Source organism: Paraburkholderia rhizosphaerae (assembly GCF_004366595.1).
Taxonomy (GTDB): domain Bacteria; phylum Pseudomonadota; class Gammaproteobacteria; order Burkholderiales; family Burkholderiaceae; genus Paraburkholderia; species Paraburkholderia rhizosphaerae.
In genome coordinates this window covers 61,204-81,975 of record NZ_SORE01000017.1, presented here as the reverse complement: position 1 = coordinate 81,975, position 20,772 = coordinate 61,204, and the positions used below count along the sequence as shown (strand labels likewise).

Here is a 20,772-nt window from a genome sequence, read left to right as displayed (position 1 = left end):
TCGCGCGTTCCCGAAGCGAGCGTCCGGCAACGCGCGATCGCTCACACCCGGCCGGTGGCGCGGTCCGGATGGATCGGCGGCGCGATCGTTCCTTTCTCCACGGCAGGCTGTTGGCGGAACCCGAGGCTGCCGGCACCGACCGAGATGACCAGTCCGACGAACAGCGCCGCGACGGAGAACCAGCTCGCGCGAGCCACGGCGCGCGCGGCGGTGTCGGCTGCCTGACGCGTATCGGTTTGCGAGAGCGGCGCGGACGCGGCATTCGCCATTGACGCGATCGCGTTTCCCGCTTCCTGCGAAAGAGCGTTGACCGCGCTCGCGCCGCTGCCCGACGCGGTTGCCGCGAGGCCCGCGTTCGCCACATTGCCGACTAGCGCAGCTGCGCCGGTGACAATGGATGTCATTGCAACGATGACGAACAGCACCATCAAAGCCCAGCTCAGCAGGCCATGCAGCCAGCCGAGCAGCGGTGCGCAGCGTCCCGCGAAATAGCCGCCTAGAAAGACGGCGATGATGGTTGTGACGATCAACCATACGCCGGACCCAAAGCCGAATGCGCGCGCGGAATCCTCGTGAGCCAGCGGACTGAGCAGCGACGCTCCGATGGCCGCGCCGAGCACGCTCATAAACACGTACGCAATGAGTGCGATGGTGACGCCTGTGAAGACGGCGCCCCACGACACACGGGGTAGCCCCTCCTGAGTTTGCAGATAGCGCATGACAGCCTCCATTGACCAGCAAGTGGATGATTGGGGATTGGCACGCAGCGGTCCGCAAGCGTCGTGCCGCCTCGCGCGGTTATCACGCTTTGCCGGCGTAGCCCGGCAGTCCGCGTGCCTTCTTGCTGCGCGCGATTCTCGTCGACGCGATAAGCGCCGCAAGCATCGACGCGTTATCGGTGCCGTCGAGCGGTACCTCCGCGCGCAGAAAATCCGCCCATACAAACGCGCTGTAGCGCGAGCTTGTCTTCCGGTATGCGCCGCACCGTCTCGTCAGCGCAGCGAGACTTTGATACGGGTCGTCCTGCATCAACGCGATCGTTGCCGGCAGTTCGTGCGGGTCGCGCCGACGTCCTTGCGAATCGAACGGATGAAGCAGGTTCTCGCGCGCCATCTTTCGCCAGAACGATGGCATCGAGCGGGCGCGAAGGTCGCATGCGAAGCGGACCGGGACCAGTTCGATGTTGCATAGATGCCATGCCATCGCCCAGTGGTGGTGATCGATAACGAAGACGCTGCCGTCCGGCGCCCGTACGCACAGTAAAGGATGCCGCTCGAGTAGCTGACGACGGGCGGCGTCGTACAGACGGCGTGTAACGAAGGCTTTGAGCGCGACGTATTGCATACCGACGGTAATCTGCGTCGGCCTTAGCGATGCGAGCGCAAGCCACTGCAAGGCGCTTGCGGGACTGTTTGGCGGCTTAATGACCATGGCGGATACGGCTCACAAAAAACAGGAAAACGGCCCGTCACAGCGGCGGGCCTTGCGCGAGTCAGGCCGGCGCGAAACGGCCAGCGCCCCCACCACGCTTCATGCACCGGCCGGAATCCCTGCTTGCCATTGCGCATTGCGCGTGCCACGACCGCCGACGCAACTCTCGCGTTCGCAACATACGTCCGCTTCGCTGCGGCAGACGTTTGCAGCGACAGCGCACGCGGTATGAGGTTTGCGCGAAGGCATAGCCAAGTCTCGCATCGACCGGAGACGTCCCAACGTTATGGAGGCACCTCGAATGAACGTATCACGCAAAAAAGCGCTACTAGGTGTGCTGCTTGCGGTGTGCTCGGGCAGCGCGATCGCGCAGGCGGGCGGCACTGGCGGCGGCTCAGGTGCGGCTGCCGTGCCGAACGGCTCAAATCAGTCGGGCAAGCCGCGCATGAGCGGTGGCAGTCATGACTCGATCAACGCGCCGTCGACCAGCGCCGGGGTCGGCAGCGGGCCGCCCAACGGGACCCGCCTCGGGCACTCGAATAGCAGTAACTATCAGCAAGGCGGCGATTCGCAGAACGACGGTCAACGCAACGGCAGTCAGCAATAGGCGGGCACCGGCTGCGCGGGGCCGAGCCTGGCCGTGAAGTGACCATGTGTCACAAGGTAAAGCTAAACGCGGCCACTCTTGTGCCGTTCGATAACTGCGGTTTTCGGACAGCTTCCGACATGCGCACGAGTTGTGCGGCACGCTAAGATATATCTGCTGGACACCGTAAAAAATAGAAAGCAATGACCGCCGTGTTCAGGCGTCGTGGCGACTTCGTCGCATCAAGCGCAATTTTGTTCGTACGATAGGTGCGTCGATCATTCGACGCGGGCAAACGAAGCTGCCAAAGACCAGCGAGGGCTGCATGAGCAGGGCCGACAAGATACACACCGACATCCTGAGGTTCGCGTTCAAGGTTGAGCTTGCGCGCGGCGCTTCCTTTATTGCCAGCACACTATCACCCGAAAGTACCGCGGCCGCGGTCGCCGAAGTGTTGGAGTCGTTTGTGGTCGATCGGGGTCCTGACGGGCTGGAAGACTTTCGTACGCTGCTGATCCAGGAGCTGAAAAAACGTCGATGCGTCAATGCCGCGCAAGTCGTCGATACGTACTCCCGGATAAGGCTTTCCTGAGACGGTGCTCACGGTAGCACCCGTGTTGTGGTTCGTGGCGATTTCCCGATACTGCGAGGCACACGTGACGGAACTGGAACGCGAACTCGACAGGCTTCGTGTCGCCGATGCCCATATCGCAAGACGGCGGAACCTGATCGAACGGCAACTGCGAACGGTGCACGAACTCGCCCGTGACGGACACGACACAGGATCGGCTATCCGGCTGTTGCAGGAACTGCGTCGTTCGCTGGAAGCCATGGTCGAGCATCGCGCCGTGATCCAGGAAACGATCGAAATGCTGCGGCTCGCGGAACGCTAGCGGACGCGCGCCATGGGGCGAAGGCCGCAGCGTCAGTGTGCATGTCAGCCCGCCGGCGGTGCACGCCGCGGTGGTTCGCTGCCATCACGCGGATGTTGCGAGCGCACGCACCGGCGTACGCACAACTCCAACCGGTCACAATCAGGTCTCGCGTCGGGCGCTGGCGGGCAGCGCGCGTCCATCGCCAATGACGTTGCTTCAAGGTTGAATAGCGCGGCGACACTCGCGACTAATGCGTCATAGAGCTGCTCGGCCAGTTTCACGTCGCGACCTAGCCTTCCCAACATATGGATGCGCGTATCCTGCTCGCTGACAAGCTGCAGGCCACGACGAATCCGCGCCGCATACCGCTCTGTGTCGGCAGACCGGCGTGCCCGCGGACCGAGTGTGCGTGCGACCGGCTGCTGTGGCCGGCAAGCGGACGCTTGCGCAGGCGCGCCGCTCGCGTATTCGGCAACTTCGGACACTGACGTAAGAATCGCTCGCGGATCGAAGGGCTTCCTTACCAGGCGGTTGACGGATACGCCGGCGTCGGTATCCACGCCTGTCATCAGAATGACCGGAACGCCGGACAGGCGTGGCACAGCCTTGAGCATGCGAACCATGTCGGGTCCTTCCAGAATCGGTATGTTCACGTCCGATACGATCACTTGCGGGGGCGCGGTAACCGCCGTTGCGAGGGCTTCGAGGCCGTTATTCGCGACCGTCACCGTATGCCCGGCCGCCGTCATCACCGATTCGAGTGCCTCGCGCAAGCTGACGTCGTCGTCGACCAGAAGAACGCGGGTCATCATTCTGCCCTTCCGTGTGAGATAGCTATCTGTCAGCATTGGCCATTCCCGTCTGCGTCCAATTTCGCTACGCACGCAGACGTTGCTCGGCACGAGTTTTGCGAATCCCTTGATGGACGCACCTGGAAGAAGGAGGCTTTAATGGCGACCGGAACGGTGAAGTGGTTCAACGACGCGAAAGGGTTTGGCTTTATCACGCCGGATGACGGCGGCGATGACCTGTTCGCGCACTTCTCGGAAGTGCAGGCGGCGGGCTTCAAATCGCTACAGGACGGACAGCGGGTCGAGTTCGACATCAAGCAGGGGCCGAAGGGCAAGCAGGCGTCCAACATCCGGCCGATATGAGCGCACGCGGGGCGCCCCGGGCTAACGGCCCGCAAGCCGCCGGACGGTCCGTGCAATCCATGCAGTCAGTCCGTTGCGCACGACCACCGCCGCGATGCGGCGTGGTCCAAGTATCAGCGCGCCCGCGAGGATAGCGGCGAGCAGCGTCACATGGGGCGCGCTCGCCGCCAGTGCGGACAGGTTAGCTGGCGAGAACGACGATTTGCGGCGCGCATCGGTCAGCATGGCGGCGTTGCGCGCTTCGAGCAGCGCGCTACGCGAAGCCGCCATTTTCGCGAGTAGCGCCGTGCGCGTGGCGTCGGCGGGTGCGGAGGTCATTTGAGCGCCTCTTTAACGGTAGTCAGATCCTGGTGGATTTCGCCGCGCAGCAAGTCGAGCGACCAGACAGGCCGCTGCATGCGCAGCACGAGCAGCGCCACGATCGACAGGATCAGCCAGCCCCCGGCGACCGCCCATACGACTGGAATGAACCAGGGCGTCGCCCAGAAGCTTGCAATGATCGCGATGCACACGAATGACAGCGTGAAAAGCCCCGCTACCGCGAGCGCCACCAGCGCGATGACGTCGCGCACGAGCTGCGTACGCATGTGCGCGATTTCGATCGACAGCAGTTCGCTGTAATCGGCGAGGCGCTCGACGCAAAAGCGGCTCACGTTACCCCATTGCGTCACTTTCGAGTGGATCGACATCGCGATGCTCCATTATTGCCATTCACGCCAGACCGCGCCGCGCGTACGGGGCGGCTAGCGGCGCCGCATGCCGCCGCCGTTTGCTGCGTCGGCCCGGTTCGACTTCCACAAGATCCCCAGCAGGAAGCCGGTTGTCGCGACTACCGCTAGCGTCGTGAGCGGTCTGTCGACAACCGAATCGCGGGCGAGCGTGGCCGCGTCGGCGCAGGCCTGCTGCGCGCTGCCGCACAACGCTTTCGCCTTGCCCGAAACCTGCATGCCGACGTCGCCGGTCAGGTCACCCAAGGTATCCTTAACGTTTCCCGCCGCCTCGCGAAGGGTGCCTTCAAGCTTCGTGGTTTCCATGTTGCTGCTCCGTGTCGTTAGTGATGCGTTGGTGGTGCGCTGATGACTCCGCTGATACTTCGCTGGTGAAGCCCGGATCTCGTAACCGCCTCTTTGACAACTCACCGGTGTGTCTGCGTGCCGCGCAAGTTCCGCACCTATCGGCGTCGAACGATCACGCCGGGGTAACGGCCCCTGTTTGACGCGCGGCGTTTGTAAGCCTTACGTATTTATGTACAGCTAACCTGCACGGGTACGGGAAAACGCCGGTGCCGCACCGCGCCGCGCTATTTCGACTCGCACGCTAGTGTGCAATCGATAAACGCTTGTGCCCGTTTTTCACCGTAGCGGAACGCGCCGTCCTCCGAAATAAAGTCGACGCTCTCTGGGAAACTGGCGACGGCGGCGACCGCGTCATCGTCCGGATAAATCGACCACGAGACGGCGTAGCGACGTTGCATGCCGCTGAACGAGACCGCATGTCGGGCCACGCTCTCGATTTGCACTTCGATCACATAGCCGCGGTATGGTTTGCAGGACTGACGCATGGCACTCCTCCGTTCGAAAGGCATCTGCGCTGACGCGGTCTATGCATGCGCTGTGCCAGTGATGCAATCTGCATCGTGGCCATCGATAAAGACCGGCTCGTCGTATCCGCTCGCTTGTTGGCTTGTCGGCCCGTCGGACGGCGTGGCGGCGTCGGGCACGCAGTGTGCTAACAGCAGCCGATACGGCACCGTACGCAATCACGCGAAAACCTTATCGAGAAGTGGGGACAGGCGATGGCAGGCGATGGGAAAAGCGACTTCTCAATACCTGACGACTGGTGCCGGCGATGGGTGAATTCAGTCGCCGACTACGCCGTGATCGGGTTGTCGCCCGACGGCATGATCGAAACATGGAACACGGGTGCCGAGCATATCCATGGCTTTCGCCGCGAAGAAGTGATAGGCCGGTCTTTCCAGATTTTCCATACGCCTGAAGACCGCGAAAAGCGCAGCGGCGACGCTGCACTCGAACTGGCGCAGCGCACCGGGCGTTCGGAGTCCGAGGGCTGGCGCATCCGCAAGGACGGCTCGCGTTTCTGGGCGAACGTGGTGATCACCGCGCTAAGGGACGGTGAAGGCCACCTGCTTGGTTTTGGCAAGATCGTGCGCGACATGACTGACAAGAAAAGGGCGCACGAGGCCGTCGTCGAAAGCGAACAGCGCTTCCGCATGCTCGTGAATGGCGTCACCGATTACGCGGTCTTCATGTTGTCGCCCGACGGCATCGTCACAAACTGGAATGCTGGAGCGCGCCGGATCAAGGGATACAGCGCCGAGGAAATTATTGGCTCGCATTTCTCCCGTTTTTACACACGTGAAGACGCGGCGAGCGGATTGCCGCAGCGCGGTCTGTCGGTCGCCGCCGCCGAAGGCCGCTTCGAAGCGGAAGGCTGGCGGGTGCGCAAGGATGGCCGGCGCTTCTGGGCGCATGTAATCATCGACGCGATTCGCGACGAAGCGGGCGAACTCGCCGGCTTCGCGAAGATTACGCGCGACATTACCGAGCGCATGGAGGCGAGCCGCGTGCTCGAGCAAACCCGTACTGCGCTTTTCCAGGCGCAGAAGATGGAAGCGGTCGGCAAGCTGACGGGCGGCGTCGCGCACGACTTCAACAATGTGCTGCAGGTGCTGCGCGGCAATCTCGAGTTGCTGGACAGCCGTCATCGTCGCGACGCCTGGACCCGCGACCGGGTTTCCAAGGCCATCGACGCGGTCGAGCGCGGCTCAAAGCTCGCATCGCAACTGCTCGCGTTCGGCCGCCAGCAGCCGTTGCAGCCGGTGGTCGTGAACCTCGCCGCAGTGTTGCGCGGCATGGACGATCTGTTGCGCCGCGCGCTCGACGAAACGATCGACGTCGAGACAGTGGTCGCCGGCGGGCTATGGAATACGCTCGTCGATGTTCATCAGCTCGAGAATGTGATCCTCAATCTTGCGATCAATGCGCGGGACGCGATGCCGCAGGGCGGCAAGCTGACGATGGAACTATCGAACGCAATGCTCGACGACGAATACGTCGCGGCGGTGCCGGACGTGACGGCCGGCCAGTATGTGCAGTTATCGGTGACGGACACGGGCACCGGCATGCCGCAACATGTGATCGAGCGGGCCTTCGATCCATTTTTCACCACCAAGCCAGAAGGGCTGGGTACCGGGCTCGGGCTCAGCACCGCGTATGGGTTCGTCAAGCAAAGCGGTGGACACATCAAGATTTACAGCGAGCCCGATCACGGCACGACCGTCAAGGTGTATCTGCCGCGCTCGACCAATCCGGCAGTCGAACCGCCGCCGCGCGTGCGGGCGGCTGTGAAGGGTGGAAGCGAAACCATCCTGGTGGTCGAAGACGATCTGAAAGTGCAGTCGACCGCGATCGATACGCTGTCGGGCCTCGGCTATCGCGTGCTGAAGGCGGATGACGCACAGCAGGCGTTGACGGTGCTGCGCAGCGGCATCGAGGTGCATCTGCTGTTCTCCGACGTCGTGATGCCCGGGCCGGTGCGCAGCACGGAAATGGCTGCCCAGGCGAGGCATCTGCTGCCGCAACTGAAAGTGCTGTTCACGTCCGGCTATACACAAAACGCAATCGTCCATGGTGGCCGGCTCGACCCGGGCGTGCAATTGCTCAGCAAACCCTACAGCCGCGACCAGCTTGCGGCCAAGATCCGGCAGATCCTCGACGGCGAGGACGCCGCACGGGCGCAAGCGCTGCCTGCGACAGCGAGGCCGGTCGACGCGGAGCCGTTGCGTATCCTGCTCGTCGACGACGACGCGAACCTCGCAGAAGCGATCGACGAGCAGCTCGGTCTGTTGGGCCACCAACGGAAACGAACCACATCGCCGCACGAAGCGATCGACTGGCTGGGCGAAGCGCCATTCGACGTGTTGCTCACCGATCTGAAGATGCCGGGTATCGATGGCATTGCGCTCGCGAGAGAAGCCGCCGCGCAACGGCCATCGATATGCGTGATCTTTACCTCCGGCTATGAGATGCCGATGCTGCCGGCACTGCCATTCCGCTGGGCCGCGTTGCGCAAGCCCTTTACGATCGAGGAACTCAATGCCGTGCTACGCGGCTTTGACGATTGATGCCGCTGTCGTCGCGGCACGCCGCTTGCGCACCGGCCCATCAGATCAAGCGCCGTTGAGGTAACGGAAATGAACGTAGCGAGGCAGGTGATCGCGTTTCTGAGTGCTCGCGGTCTTAAATTGGCGACCGCCGAATCGTGCACTGCGGGCCTGATCGCATCGAGCCTCGCCGAGATGCCGGGAAGCGGTGCGTGCCTGGACGTCGGCTTCGTCACGTATTCGCCTTCAGGCAAGGCCGGCTTTCTCGGTGTTCAGCCGACGACCATGGAACAGTTCGGCTTGACGAGCGAGCCCGTCGCTCGCGAAATGGCCGAGGGCGCGCTGCAGCAGCCAGGCTGCTGCGCAACTGTCGCGATCTCCAATACCGGTGTAGCGGATAGCACGCCGTCGGGCCCGCCTGAGGGTACGCAATGCTTTGCGTGGTCGTACCGGCTGCGCAATGGTGGCCTGCGCACGTTTAGCGAAACAAGGCGATTTAGCGGAAGCAGAAACGAAATCCGGCGCCTTGCCGCGCATTACGTGTTGACCCGAGTCGAACATTACTTCAATGCCGCGCAATCCGCGGATCGCTTGGCGCCAGCGATGCCTGAGGAATAGCGTTTGCTGAACCTCACAACGTGATACTTCGGCACGGGTGACAATCATGGGTAACGGCAGAAAGAGCAGCGCGTATCCGTACGCGTCGGGTGGATGGGGTTCCGTCAAGGCGGTGGCGAAAATCCTGTTGCAGGAGAAAGCGCCGTTGACGGACAGCCGGGTGCTGATACATCAGAACAAGCCCGATGGCTTCATGTGCGTCAGCTGCTCATGGGCGAAGCCCGCGTCGCCGCATCCCTTCGAGTTCTGTGAGAGCGGTGCGAAAGCCACCGCGTGGGATATCACCGCCAAACGCGTGACGCCGGAATTCTTTCGCGTGCACCCGGTTCGCGAGTTGTTGACGTGGCATGACCATGATCTCGAGGAAGCAGGCAGGCTCACCGAGCCGTTGCGCTATGACACGGCGACCGACCGGTATGTGCCCGTTTCCTGGCAGCAGGCTTTCGACGCAATCGGCGCCGAGCTTCGCAGGATGAACCCGAACAGCGTGGTGTTCTATACGTCCGGCCGTGCATCGCTCGAGACGTCATACATGCTGCAGCTGTTCGCGCGGATGTATGGCACGAACAATCTGCCGGACAGTTCGAACATGTGTCACGAAAGCAGTAGCGTCGGGCTCAAGGAAGCGATTGGCGTCGGCGTCGGCACGATCACGCTTGACGATTTCGAGAAGACCGATCTGATGTTCTTCTTTGGCCAGAACGTCGGCACGAATAGCCCGCGCATGCTGCATCAGTTGCAGGATGCGCGCAAGCGCGGCGTGCCGATCATCACGTTCAATCCGCTGCGCGAGCCCGGTCTGCTGGATTTCGCGAATCCGCAGTCGCCGGCGGACATGCTGAGACCGGGCGATACGCAGATCAGCACGCAATATCACCAGGTGAAGACCGGTGGCGATACGGCGGCCATCCTCGGCATGTGCAAGGTTGTCATCGATGCGGATGACCGCGCGGTCAGCGCAGGCGAACCGCCAGTGATCGACGTGGATTTCATCCGCGACCATACGAACGGTTACGACACGTTCGCGCAATACGTGCGCGACGCGAACTGGGACGACATTGTGCGGGTGAGCGGACTCGAACGCGATGCAATCGAAGCGGCCGCACGCGAGTATATGAAGGCGAATGCGGTGATCGCCCACTATGGGATGGGGCTGACGCAGCACCGGATGGGCGTGCAGAACGTACGCATGTTGTGCAATCTGTTAATGCTGCGCGGCAATGTCGGCAAGCCGGGCGCGGGTCCGTCGCCGGTGCGCGGGCACTCGAACGTGCAGGGGCAGCGCACGGTCGGCATCACCGAAAAACCGGAACTCGCGCCGCTCGACCAGCTGGCCAGACAGTTTTCGTTCGAGCCGCCACGCGACAAGGGCATGAATATCGTCGAGGCGTTCGAAGCGATGCTGGACGGCAAGGTGAAGGCGGTCGTCAATCTGGGCGGCAATCTGGTCCGCTCGGTGCCGGACCGGCTGCGCACCGAGCCGGCCTGGGCGCACCTCGACCTCACGGTCAATATTGCGACCAAGCTCAATCGCAGCCATCTGGTGCATGGGAAAACGTCTTTTGTACTGCCATGCCTGTCGCGCATCGAGATCGACAGGCAGGCGAGCGGTGTGCAGGCCGTATCGATGGAAGACAGCACCGCATGTTTTCACGGATCGCGCGGCGTCGCCGAGCCGGCCGCGCAAACGATACGTTCCGAGCCATTTATCATCGCGGGTATCGCGAAGGCGACGCTCGCGGAACGCTCGAGCGTCGATTGGGATGCGTGGCGCAACGATTACGCACGCGTGCGCAGCGAAATGGCAACGACGTGGCCCGAGATGTTTCACGATATCGAGCGGCGTATGTGGACGCCCGGCGGATTTCCGCGGCCACTGCCTGCGCGCGAGCGCCAGTGGAAAACGAAGAGCGGCAAGGCCGAATTCATGGTGCCGGACTCGATTGGCGAAGACCCCGACATGCCGGAGCGCGAGCCCGACTCGCTGCGGCTGATGACGTTACGCAGCGACAGCCAGTTCAACACGACCATTTATAACCATGACGACCGGTTTCGCGGCATCAAGGGCAACCGGATGGTCATTCTGATGAATCCGTCCGATATGGCGAAGCACGGGCTCGAACACGGCGACCGCATCACGTTGCAGACCATTGCGGGCGACGACGTCGAGCGTTGCGTCGCTGGGCTGACCGTGGTGCCGTTCGATGTGCCGCAAGGCTGTATTGGCGGGTATTACCCGGAATGCAATCCGTTATTGCCGCTTTGGCATCACGCAAAAGAGAGCAAGGTGCCCGGTGCGAAGTCGATTCCGGTACGGGTGATCAGAACGATGGCTGCGCATGCCGGTTAGCCGGATCGCGCATTGATCGCGGCCGGGCGCGGACGGGCATTCACGGTTTCAATATGACCTTGATGCAACCGTCCTCCTTGTCGCGAAACGTCTTGTACATTTCCGGTCCATTGGCGAGCGCCACCGAATGCGTAATAACGAACGACGGATCGATCTGCCCTTCCTGAATGCGGCGCAGCAGGTCATCGGTCCAGCGGTTCACATGGGTTTGTCCCATGCGCCAGGTCAAACCCTTGTTCATCGATGCGCCCATCGGCAGTTTGTCGATCACGCCTCCATAAACGCCCGGCACCGATAGTGTGCCGGCCGGACGGCACACGTAAATCATCTCGCGCAAGACATGCGGCCGGTCGGTTTCGAGCATGACTGCCTGTTTCGCGCGGTCGTACATCGAGTCTAGCGAGCGGGTTGCATGCGATTCCATGCCGACTGCGTCGATGCACTTTTCAGGTCCTTTGCCGGCGGTCAGATCGCGCAGCCGCTCGAGCACGCTTTCGTTTTTAAAGTCGATGGTCGTCGCGCCGCCCGCGCGCGCCATCTCGAGACGCTCGGGCACGCAGTCGATCGCGACGACCTGACGCGCCCCTAGTAATACCGCGCTGCGAATCGTCATCTGTCCGACCGGGCCGGCTCCCCATATCGCGACGGTGTCGGTCGGTTCAATGTCGCATTGCGCGGCTGCCTGCCATCCGGTTGGAAAAATATCGCCGAGAAACAGCACCTGTTCATCGGTCAGTCCATCCGGAATCCTGATGTGGGTTTTATCGGCATACGGCACCCGGACGTACTCGGCCTGCCCGCCCGGATAGCCGCCCGTCAGGTGCGTATAGCCGAACAGGCCGGCTGTCGTGTGTCCGAATAGTTTATTGGCCGCCTCGCTGCTGCGATTGGAGCGCTCACACACGGAGAAATTTCCGCGCTTGCACTGATCGCACTCGCCGCAAATGATCGTGAACGGCACGACGACCCGGTCGCCGACTTTTAGCGCGGCATTGTCTTTGCCGACCTCGACCACTTCGCCCATGAATTCGTGGCCCATGATGTCGCCATGCTTCATGCCGGGCATGAAGCCGTCGAACAGATGCAGATCGGAGCCGCAGATCGCGCAGGTCGTGACCTTGATGATCGCGTCCCGCGGGTGCTCGATGATCGGGTCCGGCGCGGTATCGCACCGGATGTCTTTTTTGCCGTGCCATCTGAGAGCCTTCATATTTGCCTCCAGGGTGCGGGGTTGGTCAACGCGGGAACATGATGATCGGAGCCGCGAGCGGACGCGCTCACGTTTGTCCGAGCATCTTCCGTTCCGGATGGCGGGCGGGTCGGCGGGTGTCATGCGTAACGCGTGCAGTATGAGCGCCGCCGATCTGGCGCTGCATATGTCGTTGCGCGCGCAATCGTGTACGCACATTGGGACCACGAACCGCTTTTGGCATGTGCATTGCGCATGGACACTGGCCACTCGACGTGGTTGATCGACACTTGTCAAAGGAGAGTCCCATGAGCCGCAAAACACTCAACGATCTTTTTGTTCATTCGCTATCCGACATTTACAGCGCTGAAAAGCAGCTGACGCGGGCGCTCGCGAAACTGTCGCGCGCGGCCACCAACGAGCAGCTGTCGCAGGCGTTCCAGCGTCACCTGCAGGAAACGCACGGCCAGATCGAGCGAATCGATCAGGTAGTCGAAAAATCCGGCCTGAAGCTGAAGCGGATCAAATGCGTCGCGATGGAAGGGCTGATTGAAGAGGGCGACGAACTGATTGAAGAGATCGAGAAAGGAGCCGTGCTCGACGCGGGTCTGATCGGCGCCGCGCAAAAGGTGGAGCACTACGAGATCGCCGCATACGGCACGCTGTGCGCACTGGGCAAGGCGCTCGGCTTCGACGACGGCGTCACGCTGCTCAAGCAGACGCTCGAAGAAGAAAAGGCCACCGACAAGAAGCTGACCGAGTTTGCAGAGAAGGTCGGCAATCCGCAGGCAAAAGCGGCCTGACATGCGTCGCGTGCATCGCGGGCTGCTTCCGTTTCTTTGGAAATCCGGGGTAGTCCGCGTGTCGTTTCGCGTCGGGCGGGCGGCGTGCATCACCGTCGCCCGGTCGGCACGCGGGTTCGCGGTTTGCTGCGTCATGGCGGATCACGGCCCCGGACAGGGTCGGCAACAGGGAGCTACCGATGACTGACACGCAACCGTCCATTCCCGCACAACAGCAGCAACAGACGCCCGGCCGCACCGCGCCAATGCAGCCGAAACCGGACCATGGGGAGCAAAGTTACCGCGGCGCGGGTCGCCTCACGGGCAAAGCCGCGATCATTACCGGCGGTGACAGCGGTATTGGGCGCGCAGTAGCCATCGCTTTCGCGCGCGAAGGCGCGGACGTGCTGATCGCCTACCTGAACGAACACGACGATGCCCAGGAAACCGCGCGCTGGGTCGAACAGGCCGGCCGCAAGGCGGTGCTCGTAAGCGGCGATATCGCGCAGAGCAGTCATTGCGACGAGATCGTCGAGCGTGCAATGCGCGAATTCGGCCGGCTGGATGTGCTGGTGAACAACGCGGCATACCAGATGACTTACCCGTCGCTCGATCAGATCAGCGACGAAGAGTGGGACCGCACATTCGATACGAATATCGGTGCGATGTTCAGGCTGGCGCGTGCCGCGGTGAAGCATATGAAGGCCGGTGCGTCGATCGTCAATACGGCGTCGATCAACGCGGACAAGCCGAACCCAGCTTTACTTCCGTACGCGACGACGAAGGGCGCGATCCAGAACTTCACCGCCGGGCTCGCACAGTCGCTCGCGGAGCGTGGAATCCGGGTCAACTGCGTCGCGCCTGGGCCCATCTGGACGCCGTTGATTCCGTCGACGATGCCTCCCGGCAAGGTGGCCGAATTCGGCAAACAAGTGCCGATGAAGCGGCCGGGTCAGCCGGCCGAAGTCGCGCCTCCGTATGTGATGCTTGCCTCGGATGAAGCCAGCTATATCTCCGGTGCGACGGTCGCGGTCACGGGTGGCGCGCCGATGCTGTAGTCGCTGCCGCGAGGCGGCCGGACCGTGTCACGATTGGCTATCGCACCAATCGATTGCCCAGTTCCGGCCGCATTCGGCGGCGTCCTCTTGAGAACTGAACTGACCGACGTCGCCGCTCCACTTGACCTCGTCGCGCGCGCCGTTCCCCGCGGCGGTGAAAATGCGCGCACGTGCGAAGTACCGCCCGCCTTCCGCGAGCGGCGACGCGTCGATGTGATAGTGCCGGTAATCGAATTCCATTAAACATTTCCTCCTGATGGATGCGTCGTCCATTGCACTTCAATGCGCGACGCAAACCGCTAAGGCAACCACGTACGCGGCCACGCAGGTTGTCGCGCGCCGCTCGTAAACGCCGCGACAGCTGCGCGGACAGCGGCGCCTGTGTCTACTCTTCGTTGCCGACCGCCTTCGAAATCGCAGCGGGACTTTCGAACTCGCTGTCGTCAAGCGCGGCCAGCGCCTCCATCACCTCTTCATCGGCATCATTGCGTTTTGCCGTTTCCAGTAACGACTGCTTGCGCGCGGGGTAGGACGCGCCCTTCAGTGCCTTTTGCACATCGATGAACTTGCGGATTTGCGGGTTCTTCGTGTTCGATGGGTTCGATGGGTTCGATGGGTTCGATGACATGGTGTGCTCCCGGGACGATGCCGAAGTTGGCCATCGGACCTGAGCATGGCTTGTTCCCCACCCCGGTCGCTCGCACGGCGGCAGCGCCTTGCCCATTGGCGATCGCCTTGACAGGTAGCGGAAACCTTCGGAAAGCCCCGATTTTCAGGATCGTACGCAAAGAGGGCGTTACGGACATCGCGATGCGCTTAACATTCATAGGCGCCGCATTTAAATTCGAAACGTTTAGCCAGGTGATGCAACAACGGGAGGCGCAAATGTTAAGTGCTCACGAGTTCGCAACTTTGTTGCTCATCAGGAATGCGCCCGAACTGACCGATCTCGACCGCGGCGAACTTCAGACGCTGCTGGAGCAGCAACTGATTGCGCTTGAACAGACGGTAAATGGCATTGCAATGCCGGCGCTTACACCGGTAGGCCTTTCGTTGTTGCGCGCGATGGCGTCGCTTCGGCCGACCGACGGAGCGCAACTGGCGGACGCGCGGTAGGCGCATTCGCGCGCATGTTCGCATGTTCTTTACGATCGGCCATTCGAACCGGACCCTGGACGGATTTCTGTCGCTGCTGCACAGCGCGCAGATCGTCAGGCTCGCGGACGTCCGTCGAATTCCCCGTTCCGGTACGAACCCGCAGTTCAATATCGACACGCTACCGGACGCGATCGCCCCGTCAATCGGATACCTGCATATTGCCGAACTCGGCGGGCGGCGCAGCCGGCGCAAAGATGTTTCTCCCGCAACAAACGCGTTCTGGAAAAACCAGTCGTTCCATAACTACGCGGACTACGCGATGGGTAGCGAGTTTGCCGCGGGCTTTTCGCAGCTGCTCGAACTGGGCCGCGACGGCCATTGCGCGATCATGTGCGCCGAGACGCTATGGTGGCGCTGTCACCGCAGGATCATTACCGATTACCTGATCGCGCGTGGCGAGACGGTGGTGCATATCATCGATGCCGACGAGATCGGCGCCGCGACGCTCACGCCCGGTGCATGTCCGCAGCCGGACGGCACAGTCGCGTATCCGGATGGCGACTCTCCTTCAGCGCGAACTAAGACGCGGTCCGGCGGCGCAAATTCAGATTGATCGCGGCAACCAAGGTTTGCTGATCACAGCAGTTTTGCGGCTGACTTGAGGCGACGCTTCTGTTCTTTCTCGAGCTCAATCGCGAAGCGTCGCGATGCCGGCTGCGGAAGCGAGTTCCGGTGGCTGCACAGCAGTTCGCGACTGGCGACCACATCATTCAGCGCCCCAAAGCGCTTTTGCAGCTTTTTCAGGTCGTTCAGACCTTTGCGCCGCGGGTGCGCTGTCGATCGTCGCCGCGTGCGTGATCTGGATATCGGAGCGGTTCTGGCACGTCTCGCTGTCGCAGATCGCGACGGCGAAAAATCTTCGCGCGAACGAGCTACTGCGTCTGATGCGCGCGCTCGATAGGAAAACTCCGATTTAACAGAAACCGTTGTATCTGGTTCACCACAGGTCAGGCGGGCGCGACGCGACCTGTCTTCTGAAGCTAGTTTACGTGGCGTCACAAATTAGCATTCCAGAACGAAATCGATGAACAAGAACAAATACCGGCTGCTGGACAGCCGGCTGAGAGAAGAGATCACCTTCGCCACGCTTGTGCTGTTCGGCGGCGCGCCGTCATCGGCCTTCGCGCAGACGCCTGAAGCGATTGTTCCGGCAGGTCCGAACGCTCCGACAGTGATCCCGACGCAGGTCAATGCAGCGATCTACGCAAAGAACCTGAACGTCGTGGCGGGTGCGAACGCGATCGGCCATGACACGCTCGATGCGACGCCAATCGCGGGCGTTGGCGCGGTGCCTGGCGTCTCAATCGACGTCAGCAATCTGGGCAGCATGTACGCGAGCCGCATCGTGCTGGTCGGCAATGAGAACGGTGTGGGCGTGTCGAGCCGCGGTGTGCTGGCCGCGCAGGCCGGTGACCTCGTGCCGACCTCCGAAGGCAAGCTGCTGCTGGCAGGTCAGAGCGTGGCCAGCGGCAACGTTGCGCTGAATGCACGCGAGGGCATCGATAGCAGCGGGACGATTTACGCGCAGCAGAATGTCAGTGCGCGCACGTCAGGTGCGCTGATCCACAGCGGCGTGCTCGCGGCACAGCACGACGCGAGCATCAGCGCGGGGAGCGTCGCTTCGTCGGGCACGCTCGGCGCGGGTGTGAACGGCGATGGCACGATTGCCGATCGCGGCAACCTTTCCGTATCCGCGAGCGGCGCAGTCACGGCAACCGGGCGCAATTCAGGCGGCGGCGAGATCGCGATTGCCGGCACCGCGCTGAACCTTGCCGGTAGCCATACCACGGCGAACGACGCGCTAGCGCTCACGGCGAGCCGCGGCGACCTCGACCTGTCGGGCGCTGCCTGGTGCGACGCTGCTCGACCTGGGTGGTCTGCAAGTCGAGCTGGAATCGTTTCTCGGCCTCCACGTCGATCTGCTGACACCCGGCGACCTGCCGCCGAAGTTCCGGGCCAAGGTGCTCGCGGAGGCGCAGCCGCATCGCCCACGGCTACTTCGACATTAACCTCGATATGGTGTGGGACACCGTGCAGACGGCGCAACCGGAATTGCTCAAGCAACTGCCCGCAGTACGTCAGGATGCCGACGACGAAGACCGCAACGACTATGGGATGGAACCATGACTGACGACAACGAGCCGCCAATGATCGGCGCTTCCTTCGTGATCAACCCAGCGAACCATGAGCCGCGTTCTGGCAAGTCAGCGCTGATGAACCAGATGATGACCGAACTGGCAGGCAAAACGACCGTGGCCGAAACGATCATCGGCAACTGCACCACGACCATTTTTCTGAGCTCCAAGAACAAGGATGACAAATGACTCGACCGTCTTTTACTGCCGCCTGGGTGGCTTCCATGCGAATCTATGACCCTGCGAACTCAGCGGCCAAGGTGGCGAAGGTAATTGGTGGCTACGTTGAGAAAAACATCAACAATCCCGATCCAAAACAGAAGTGGGGCAATACTTGCGCAGTCCGCATGAGCTATATCCTGAATCAGTCTGGCCTGCTTATTCCAGGCATTCCTGGTCAGACCGTATCCGGCGCCGACAAGCGGCAGTATTTCTTCCGCGTCGATAACCTCATAGCCTTCCTGAAACTGCGATGGGGGCAACCCGAAATCGTGGAGTATCCACCGTCGGGTGGTGGATCTCTCATCGGAAAGAAAGGCTTGATCCTGTTTGAAATTTCGGGTTGGTCTGACGCGCGCGGCCATGCAACGTTGTTCAACGGCAGCGACTGCTATGACCACTGCTATTTCAACGAGCCCGGCGTGAACTACCGAACCGACCGTGCCAACTTCTGGAGTTTGCCGTGAAGAAGATTGGGCTCCGTATTCTGGCTGCTTTGGCCCTCACGCTCTTGCCTCTAGTTGGCAGTGCAGCAGACGATCGGCATTCGTCTCCTCAGGCCGGAACACGTACCTATGCTCAGAATTACAAGGACATGGTTCTGGCAACCTGCATAGCGAACGCTTATACGAACGACAAGAATGCGGCCATTGATGCCGGCAGCAGTGTCAGCGCGTTGCGGGACTGGACTTACTACGACTTGGAAAAGAGCCCGGACGCGATCAAGTCTCTAGTGGACGTTTATTTGGCACGCGACTATCACAATCCACTGGTCGAATCCGAAATGAAGGGGGTCCGATTCGACTTCCTGAAGTGCCTGGACATGTACCACAGCAAGGAATTGGACGTGCTTACCAAGCGCATGGTCATCAATCCCAAGCGGACTTACCGTCAGGACAATCCGCCACCAGCAAAGCCGAAGTGAATATGAGCGCTTACAGCATTGAGGCACTGGCCAGCGCATGTGCACGGATCGCCGAAGAAGCCGAATTTCCCACCGAGTACGACGGTACGAGGCGCATCGAGCCAGTAATGGAGTTAAGAATCAGTTTGGGCAAAATAAATGATCAGGCTGTTGCTTGTAGTAATTCTGGCGTTTACGCTGTCATTGCTGTGTTTCGCCGCAATTAAGGCGACTTCCGTTTTAATGGCGATTGCAGTCTATGGTGGTAGCGATCCTTGGGGAATAAAGGACGTAACGTTTGTTGTGATTAGTGGATTGTTTATGGGTTTAGTCTTCTCCGCATTCGCTGTTGTACATTACATCAGGTTAGGAGATCGTTTCTAATAACGCCAAACCCAGACATTAAGCTGGGTTTGGTGGGGGCGTCGATTTTGCTCACCGCTATGTACCTTCAGGTTGTCTACTTGCCTTCAATATCCCGGGACGCGTTATCTGAGACTTTTGCCGTCTCACGACGACCGAGGCGGAAAACGGAATTCGCGATCCGCCTCGATAGCGAGTCTGCGTTGTGCGACCTCAGGTCTCACACGCTGCGGTAACTCCAGGTTGAAGCTACTTCGACCGCCGCAGACTACCTATATTTCCACTCTCGACGGCTGCATCGGAAAGAAGTCCGAGCACGCGTGCGGTCTCCCGTGGCAGCTCCATGGTCACGGAAACATGGCCGTCGCATATAGTCTCAAGTTGCAGCTGCACGCCATCGAGCTGCAGATAAATCGCCGTTTCGTCCTCACCACCGAAAAGCTCTTCGAGTACATCGTGATAACGATGAAATCCGGGCTGATCCGCCGTTTTGTCGCGCCATTTGATGCTTGCTTTTGTGCTCATGATTCGTTCCTTCTCCCTTCACTTCACCGACAAGCCATTTCAACCTTACCGCCCGCGCTTCTTGAACGCTTTCCAGCGCGGCGTGTACCTCATCTGGGCAATCGACATGTGCTCCATGTCCATACGCGCGTCGGACGCGTAGCTTTGCGCTAGCGTCGTCACTCCCTGGAGCAATGCTTTCCGTTCGTCCGGCGACGCGGCGTCGCGCGCAATGGCACTCAACATCGCGCTAATTTGCTTCAGTTGATTGCTGGTTCGAACGGCATGGGTAACGGCGGTGAGGCTAAACCGCTCAAGATGCGCATAGCGCTTTCTGTGCTGTTTCGAAAACAAGACTGCTTGAGGTGTGTTGGTCACTGTGCGTCCTCCTCTGTCAGAGTAAGCCCGCGACTAACCGAAGAAGTCGGTGAGCGGGCACGATGACAGGGTTGGCAGACCGGCGCCGAGACCAAACCGGCAGACCCCGAAGGTCTCCCTGCCACGGCCCGCCCATTGTCAATGAACGTACAGAGGCAATGCACGGCCCGCATATACAGGCGTGCTGGTCTCGACGCTATCAGGCTGCCAAGCCCGAACCGTCAAAATCATGACGGTATCCGAAGTATAGGGCGACCCATCTGAGCCAGGATCAACCGTGCAAGCTAGGTTCGTCGTACGACGGCTACGATGTCCAACGCAAAATCCCTTTGGATAATCCAGCGGCATTTTTACGTTGCCTACGCTTCACCTCGCCGTATCCACCATTGCACTTGGATCCCTTCGCCGCCGCAATCGTCGACCACTCGAAGCGCACAGCTATAATCCCGCTCAACCCGAGCCCGAGACCCGACCCGTGAAAAAGAATGCTGCCCTGGCGCTTGTCGCTGTCGTTTCGCTTGCACTCACCGCCTGCTCCACCGACAAGGAAGCGCAGGCCGCGCGCTACGCGCGTCACGAAGCCGACCTCGTCACCGCGCAGCGCAACGCCGCGGTCGATTGCAGCGGCACTGCGCAGTGCGATGCCGCGTGGGTGCAAACCAAGCGGTATATCGAACTGCATTCGAACACATCCATCACGCGCGCCGACGCATTCGCGATCGACACCGACGTGCCGTCCAGTTCAGGCGACGTGGCTTTCTCGGCAACGCGTGTCGCCAAAGGAACGAGCGGCGGCGCAACCTTGACGCTGTTCGCGCAATGCCGCGCGATGTACGGCGCCAACGATGAGAAAGGTTCGGACTATGACGAATGCGCGGAGAAGATCATCAAGACGCAGAACGGCTACGTCGCGTTCTTGAACTCGCATGTGACGGGGCAATAAGC

At 61.2% G+C, this 20,772-nt stretch carries 31 protein-coding genes and 1 pseudogene; 18 read left to right on the top strand and 14 right to left on the bottom strand.

Features of this window, described 5'->3' with window-relative positions:
• Window positions 1–41: 41 nt before the first annotated feature.
• Both BX592_RS21585 and BX592_RS21580 read right to left on the bottom strand, forming a co-directional pair.
• On the bottom strand, window positions 42–719 hold the full coding sequence (locus tag BX592_RS21585) for a hypothetical protein (RefSeq protein ID WP_134194308.1): 678 nt from the start codon (window positions 717–719) through the stop codon (window positions 42–44).
• 82 nt (window positions 720–801) lie between these two features.
• Entirely contained in the window at window positions 802–1,431 is a 630-nt protein-coding gene (locus tag BX592_RS21580) for a ParB-like protein (protein ID WP_134194306.1), read from the bottom strand.
• Between the two features lie 301 nt (window positions 1,432–1,732).
• Between BX592_RS21580 and BX592_RS21575 the strand changes: the two genes are divergently transcribed.
• The 3 genes from BX592_RS21575 to BX592_RS21565 all read left to right on the top strand — a co-directional run bounded on the left by BX592_RS21575 (window position 1,733) and on the right by BX592_RS21565 (window position 2,910).
• The gene (locus BX592_RS21575; protein ID WP_208327943.1) at window positions 1,733–2,038 is read left to right on the top strand and encodes a hypothetical protein; all 306 of its coding nucleotides are present in this window, start codon (window positions 1,733–1,735) and stop codon (window positions 2,036–2,038) included.
• Window positions 2,039–2,342: 304 nt separating this feature from the next.
• A complete protein-coding gene (locus BX592_RS21570; protein WP_134194305.1) occupies window positions 2,343–2,609 on the top strand; it encodes a hypothetical protein in 267 nt (88 codons plus the stop codon).
• Window positions 2,610–2,673: 64 nt separating this feature from the next.
• Window positions 2,674–2,910 carry a hypothetical protein gene (locus tag BX592_RS21565; RefSeq protein WP_134194303.1) on the top strand — a complete coding sequence of 79 codons (237 nt, stop codon included), beginning with the start codon at window positions 2,674–2,676 and terminating at the stop codon, window positions 2,908–2,910.
• A gap of 44 nt (window positions 2,911–2,954) precedes the next feature.
• Here BX592_RS21565 and BX592_RS21560 read toward each other — a convergent pair whose 3' ends face one another.
• Window positions 2,955–3,704, bottom strand: coding sequence for a response regulator (locus tag BX592_RS21560; RefSeq protein WP_166676416.1), 750 nt, complete (start codon window positions 3,702–3,704; stop codon window positions 2,955–2,957).
• A gap of 138 nt (window positions 3,705–3,842) precedes the next feature.
• Between BX592_RS21560 and BX592_RS21555 the strand changes: the two genes are divergently transcribed.
• The gene (locus BX592_RS21555; protein ID WP_134194299.1) at window positions 3,843–4,046 is read left to right on the top strand and encodes a cold-shock protein; all 204 of its coding nucleotides are present in this window, start codon (window positions 3,843–3,845) and stop codon (window positions 4,044–4,046) included.
• Window positions 4,047–4,067: 21 nt separating this feature from the next.
• On the opposite strand, the gene BX592_RS21550 is transcribed toward BX592_RS21555, so the two are convergent.
• From BX592_RS21550 to BX592_RS21535, 4 genes are all read right to left on the bottom strand, one after another.
• Window positions 4,068–4,364, bottom strand: coding sequence for a hypothetical protein (locus BX592_RS21550; protein WP_134194297.1), 297 nt, complete (start codon window positions 4,362–4,364; stop codon window positions 4,068–4,070).
• A complete protein-coding gene (locus BX592_RS21545) occupies window positions 4,361–4,735 on the bottom strand; it encodes a phage holin family protein (protein ID WP_134194295.1) in 375 nt (124 codons plus the stop codon). The genes BX592_RS21550 and BX592_RS21545 overlap by 4 nt, the downstream gene beginning before the upstream one ends.
• Window positions 4,736–4,789: 54 nt before the next feature.
• Complete coding sequence (locus BX592_RS21540) at window positions 4,790–5,080, bottom strand: CsbD family protein (protein ID WP_134194293.1); 291 nt, start codon at window positions 5,078–5,080, stop codon at window positions 4,790–4,792.
• A gap of 266 nt (window positions 5,081–5,346) precedes the next feature.
• A complete protein-coding gene (locus BX592_RS21535; protein WP_134194291.1) occupies window positions 5,347–5,607 on the bottom strand; it encodes a hypothetical protein in 261 nt (86 codons plus the stop codon).
• Between the two features lie 234 nt (window positions 5,608–5,841).
• On the opposite strand from BX592_RS21535, the gene BX592_RS21530 reads away from it, so the two are divergent.
• The 3 genes from BX592_RS21530 to BX592_RS21520 all read left to right on the top strand — a co-directional run bounded on the left by BX592_RS21530 (window position 5,842) and on the right by BX592_RS21520 (window position 11,137).
• Window positions 5,842–8,190, top strand: a complete 2,349-nt coding sequence (locus BX592_RS21530; RefSeq protein ID WP_134194289.1) for a hybrid sensor histidine kinase/response regulator — start codon at window positions 5,842–5,844, stop codon at window positions 8,188–8,190.
• 69 nt (window positions 8,191–8,259) lie between these two features.
• Window positions 8,260–8,787, top strand: a complete 528-nt coding sequence (locus BX592_RS21525; protein ID WP_134194287.1) for a CinA family protein — start codon at window positions 8,260–8,262, stop codon at window positions 8,785–8,787.
• Between the two features lie 46 nt (window positions 8,788–8,833).
• On the top strand, window positions 8,834–11,137 hold the full coding sequence (locus tag BX592_RS21520) for an FdhF/YdeP family oxidoreductase (RefSeq protein WP_134194285.1): 2,304 nt from the start codon (window positions 8,834–8,836) through the stop codon (window positions 11,135–11,137).
• 40 nt (window positions 11,138–11,177) lie between these two features.
• Here BX592_RS21520 and BX592_RS21515 read toward each other — a convergent pair whose 3' ends face one another.
• A complete protein-coding gene (locus BX592_RS21515; protein ID WP_134194283.1) occupies window positions 11,178–12,347 on the bottom strand; it encodes a zinc-dependent alcohol dehydrogenase in 1,170 nt (389 codons plus the stop codon).
• Window positions 12,348–12,634: 287 nt separating this feature from the next.
• Here BX592_RS21515 and BX592_RS21510 point away from each other — a divergent pair, with 287 nt between their 5' ends.
• Both BX592_RS21510 and BX592_RS21505 read left to right on the top strand, forming a co-directional pair.
• Window positions 12,635–13,129, top strand: coding sequence for a YciE/YciF ferroxidase family protein (locus BX592_RS21510; RefSeq protein WP_134194281.1), 495 nt, complete (start codon window positions 12,635–12,637; stop codon window positions 13,127–13,129).
• Window positions 13,130–13,308: 179 nt separating this feature from the next.
• Window positions 13,309–14,166 carry an SDR family oxidoreductase gene (locus tag BX592_RS21505; RefSeq protein ID WP_134194279.1) on the top strand — a complete coding sequence of 286 codons (858 nt, stop codon included), beginning with the start codon at window positions 13,309–13,311 and terminating at the stop codon, window positions 14,164–14,166.
• 27 nt (window positions 14,167–14,193) lie between these two features.
• On the opposite strand, the gene BX592_RS21500 is transcribed toward BX592_RS21505, so the two are convergent.
• Window positions 14,194–14,406, bottom strand: a complete 213-nt coding sequence (locus tag BX592_RS21500) for a hypothetical protein (protein WP_134194277.1) — start codon at window positions 14,404–14,406, stop codon at window positions 14,194–14,196.
• 145 nt (window positions 14,407–14,551) lie between these two features.
• Window positions 14,552–14,794, bottom strand: coding sequence for a DUF2795 domain-containing protein (locus tag BX592_RS21495; protein ID WP_134194275.1), 243 nt, complete (start codon window positions 14,792–14,794; stop codon window positions 14,552–14,554).
• 17 nt (window positions 14,795–14,811) lie between these two features.
• On the opposite strand from BX592_RS21495, the gene BX592_RS34530 reads away from it, so the two are divergent.
• Both BX592_RS34530 and BX592_RS21485 read left to right on the top strand, forming a co-directional pair.
• A complete protein-coding gene (locus BX592_RS34530; RefSeq protein ID WP_243849657.1) occupies window positions 14,812–15,282 on the top strand; it encodes a hypothetical protein in 471 nt (156 codons plus the stop codon).
• Window positions 15,283–15,304: 22 nt separating this feature from the next.
• A complete protein-coding gene (locus BX592_RS21485; protein WP_134194273.1) occupies window positions 15,305–15,877 on the top strand; it encodes a DUF488 domain-containing protein in 573 nt (190 codons plus the stop codon).
• A 647-nt stretch (window positions 15,878–16,524) separates the two neighbouring features.
• Here the strand turns inward: BX592_RS21485 and BX592_RS35375 are convergent.
• Both BX592_RS35375 and BX592_RS35370 read right to left on the bottom strand, forming a co-directional pair.
• Window positions 16,525–16,761 carry a hypothetical protein gene (locus BX592_RS35375; RefSeq protein WP_446687000.1) on the bottom strand — a complete coding sequence of 79 codons (237 nt, stop codon included), beginning with the start codon at window positions 16,759–16,761 and terminating at the stop codon, window positions 16,525–16,527.
• Window positions 16,762–16,842: 81 nt separating this feature from the next.
• Complete coding sequence (locus BX592_RS35370) at window positions 16,843–17,136, bottom strand: hypothetical protein (RefSeq protein ID WP_446687001.1); 294 nt, start codon at window positions 17,134–17,136, stop codon at window positions 16,843–16,845.
• A 29-nt stretch (window positions 17,137–17,165) separates the two neighbouring features.
• Here BX592_RS35370 and BX592_RS34195 point away from each other — a divergent pair.
• The 6 genes and pseudogenes from BX592_RS34195 to BX592_RS21455 all read left to right on the top strand — a co-directional run.
• Window positions 17,166–17,333: pseudogene (locus tag BX592_RS34195) on the top strand (nucleotidyltransferase family protein); the annotation flags it as partial.
• Between the two features lie 7 nt (window positions 17,334–17,340).
• The gene (locus BX592_RS21475) at window positions 17,341–17,451 is read left to right on the top strand and encodes a hypothetical protein (protein ID WP_446687002.1); all 111 of its coding nucleotides are present in this window, start codon (window positions 17,341–17,343) and stop codon (window positions 17,449–17,451) included.
• Window positions 17,448–17,648, top strand: a complete 201-nt coding sequence (locus BX592_RS21470; RefSeq protein ID WP_134194271.1) for a hypothetical protein — start codon at window positions 17,448–17,450, stop codon at window positions 17,646–17,648. Before BX592_RS21475 ends, BX592_RS21470 begins: the two co-directional genes overlap by 4 nt.
• Window positions 17,645–18,145: a type VI secretion system amidase effector protein Tae4 gene (locus tag BX592_RS21465; RefSeq protein ID WP_134194269.1), complete on the top strand. Its 501-nt coding sequence runs from the start codon at window positions 17,645–17,647 to the stop codon at window positions 18,143–18,145. Before BX592_RS21470 ends, BX592_RS21465 begins: the two co-directional genes overlap by 4 nt.
• Window positions 18,142–18,603 carry a type VI secretion system amidase immunity protein Tai4 gene (locus tag BX592_RS21460; RefSeq protein ID WP_243849656.1) on the top strand — a complete coding sequence of 154 codons (462 nt, stop codon included), beginning with the start codon at window positions 18,142–18,144 and terminating at the stop codon, window positions 18,601–18,603. The genes BX592_RS21465 and BX592_RS21460 overlap by 4 nt, the downstream gene beginning before the upstream one ends.
• A gap of 2 nt (window positions 18,604–18,605) precedes the next feature.
• Window positions 18,606–18,809 (top strand): hypothetical protein, encoded by a 204-nt coding sequence (locus tag BX592_RS21455; RefSeq protein WP_134194265.1) that lies wholly within the window; start codon window positions 18,606–18,608, stop codon window positions 18,807–18,809.
• Between the two features lie 385 nt (window positions 18,810–19,194).
• Here the strand turns inward: BX592_RS21455 and BX592_RS21450 are convergent, their stop codons facing one another.
• Window positions 19,195–19,470 (bottom strand): hypothetical protein, encoded by a 276-nt coding sequence (locus BX592_RS21450; RefSeq protein WP_134194263.1) that lies wholly within the window; start codon window positions 19,468–19,470, stop codon window positions 19,195–19,197.
• 45 nt (window positions 19,471–19,515) lie between these two features.
• Window positions 19,516–19,827: a hypothetical protein gene (locus BX592_RS21445; protein WP_134194261.1), complete on the bottom strand. Its 312-nt coding sequence runs from the start codon at window positions 19,825–19,827 to the stop codon at window positions 19,516–19,518.
• A gap of 475 nt (window positions 19,828–20,302) precedes the next feature.
• Between BX592_RS21445 and BX592_RS21440 the strand changes: the two genes are divergently transcribed.
• Entirely contained in the window at window positions 20,303–20,770 is a 468-nt protein-coding gene (locus tag BX592_RS21440; RefSeq protein WP_134194259.1) for a hypothetical protein, read from the top strand.
• Window positions 20,771–20,772: the final 2 nt, after the last annotated feature.

Bases quoted from the DNA above. Each gene is read 5' to 3' on its own strand.
- BX592_RS21585 (WP_134194308.1), bottom strand. From the start codon at position 719: ATGCGCTATCTGCAAACTCAGGAGGGGCTACCCCGTGTGTCGTGGGGC.
- BX592_RS21580 (WP_134194306.1), bottom strand. From the start codon at position 1,431: ATGGTCATTAAGCCGCCAAACAGTCCCGCAAGCGCCTTGCAGTGGCTT.
- BX592_RS21575 (WP_208327943.1), top strand. From the start codon at position 1,733: ATGAACGTATCACGCAAAAAAGCGCTACTAGGTGTGCTGCTTGCGGTG.
- BX592_RS21570 (WP_134194305.1), top strand. From the start codon at position 2,343: ATGAGCAGGGCCGACAAGATACACACCGACATCCTGAGGTTCGCGTTC.
- BX592_RS21560 (WP_166676416.1), bottom strand. From the start codon at position 3,704: ATGATGACCCGCGTTCTTCTGGTCGACGACGACGTCAGCTTGCGCGAG.
- BX592_RS21555 (WP_134194299.1), top strand. From the start codon at position 3,843: ATGGCGACCGGAACGGTGAAGTGGTTCAACGACGCGAAAGGGTTTGGC.
- BX592_RS21550 (WP_134194297.1), bottom strand. From the start codon at position 4,364: ATGACCTCCGCACCCGCCGACGCCACGCGCACGGCGCTACTCGCGAAA.
- BX592_RS21545 (WP_134194295.1), bottom strand. From the start codon at position 4,735: ATGTCGATCCACTCGAAAGTGACGCAATGGGGTAACGTGAGCCGCTTT.
- BX592_RS21540 (WP_134194293.1), bottom strand. From the start codon at position 5,080: ATGGAAACCACGAAGCTTGAAGGCACCCTTCGCGAGGCGGCGGGAAAC.
- BX592_RS21535 (WP_134194291.1), bottom strand. From the start codon at position 5,607: ATGCGTCAGTCCTGCAAACCATACCGCGGCTATGTGATCGAAGTGCAA.
- BX592_RS21530 (WP_134194289.1), top strand. From the start codon at position 5,842: ATGGCAGGCGATGGGAAAAGCGACTTCTCAATACCTGACGACTGGTGC.
- BX592_RS21525 (WP_134194287.1), top strand. From the start codon at position 8,260: ATGAACGTAGCGAGGCAGGTGATCGCGTTTCTGAGTGCTCGCGGTCTT.
- BX592_RS21520 (WP_134194285.1), top strand. From the start codon at position 8,834: ATGGGTAACGGCAGAAAGAGCAGCGCGTATCCGTACGCGTCGGGTGGA.
- BX592_RS21515 (WP_134194283.1), bottom strand. From the start codon at position 12,347: ATGAAGGCTCTCAGATGGCACGGCAAAAAAGACATCCGGTGCGATACC.
- BX592_RS21510 (WP_134194281.1), top strand. From the start codon at position 12,635: ATGAGCCGCAAAACACTCAACGATCTTTTTGTTCATTCGCTATCCGAC.
- BX592_RS21505 (WP_134194279.1), top strand. From the start codon at position 13,309: ATGACTGACACGCAACCGTCCATTCCCGCACAACAGCAGCAACAGACG.
- BX592_RS21500 (WP_134194277.1), bottom strand. From the start codon at position 14,406: ATGGAATTCGATTACCGGCACTATCACATCGACGCGTCGCCGCTCGCG.
- BX592_RS21495 (WP_134194275.1), bottom strand. From the start codon at position 14,794: ATGTCATCGAACCCATCGAACCCATCGAACCCATCGAACACGAAGAAC.
- BX592_RS34530 (WP_243849657.1), top strand. From the start codon at position 14,812: ATGCCGAAGTTGGCCATCGGACCTGAGCATGGCTTGTTCCCCACCCCG.
- BX592_RS21485 (WP_134194273.1), top strand. From the start codon at position 15,305: ATGTTCTTTACGATCGGCCATTCGAACCGGACCCTGGACGGATTTCTG.
- BX592_RS21475 (WP_446687002.1), top strand. From the start codon at position 17,341: ATGGTGTGGGACACCGTGCAGACGGCGCAACCGGAATTGCTCAAGCAA.
- BX592_RS21470 (WP_134194271.1), top strand. From the start codon at position 17,448: ATGACTGACGACAACGAGCCGCCAATGATCGGCGCTTCCTTCGTGATC.
- BX592_RS21465 (WP_134194269.1), top strand. From the start codon at position 17,645: ATGACTCGACCGTCTTTTACTGCCGCCTGGGTGGCTTCCATGCGAATC.
- BX592_RS21455 (WP_134194265.1), top strand. From the start codon at position 18,606: ATGAGCGCTTACAGCATTGAGGCACTGGCCAGCGCATGTGCACGGATC.
- BX592_RS21450 (WP_134194263.1), bottom strand. From the start codon at position 19,470: ATGAGCACAAAAGCAAGCATCAAATGGCGCGACAAAACGGCGGATCAG.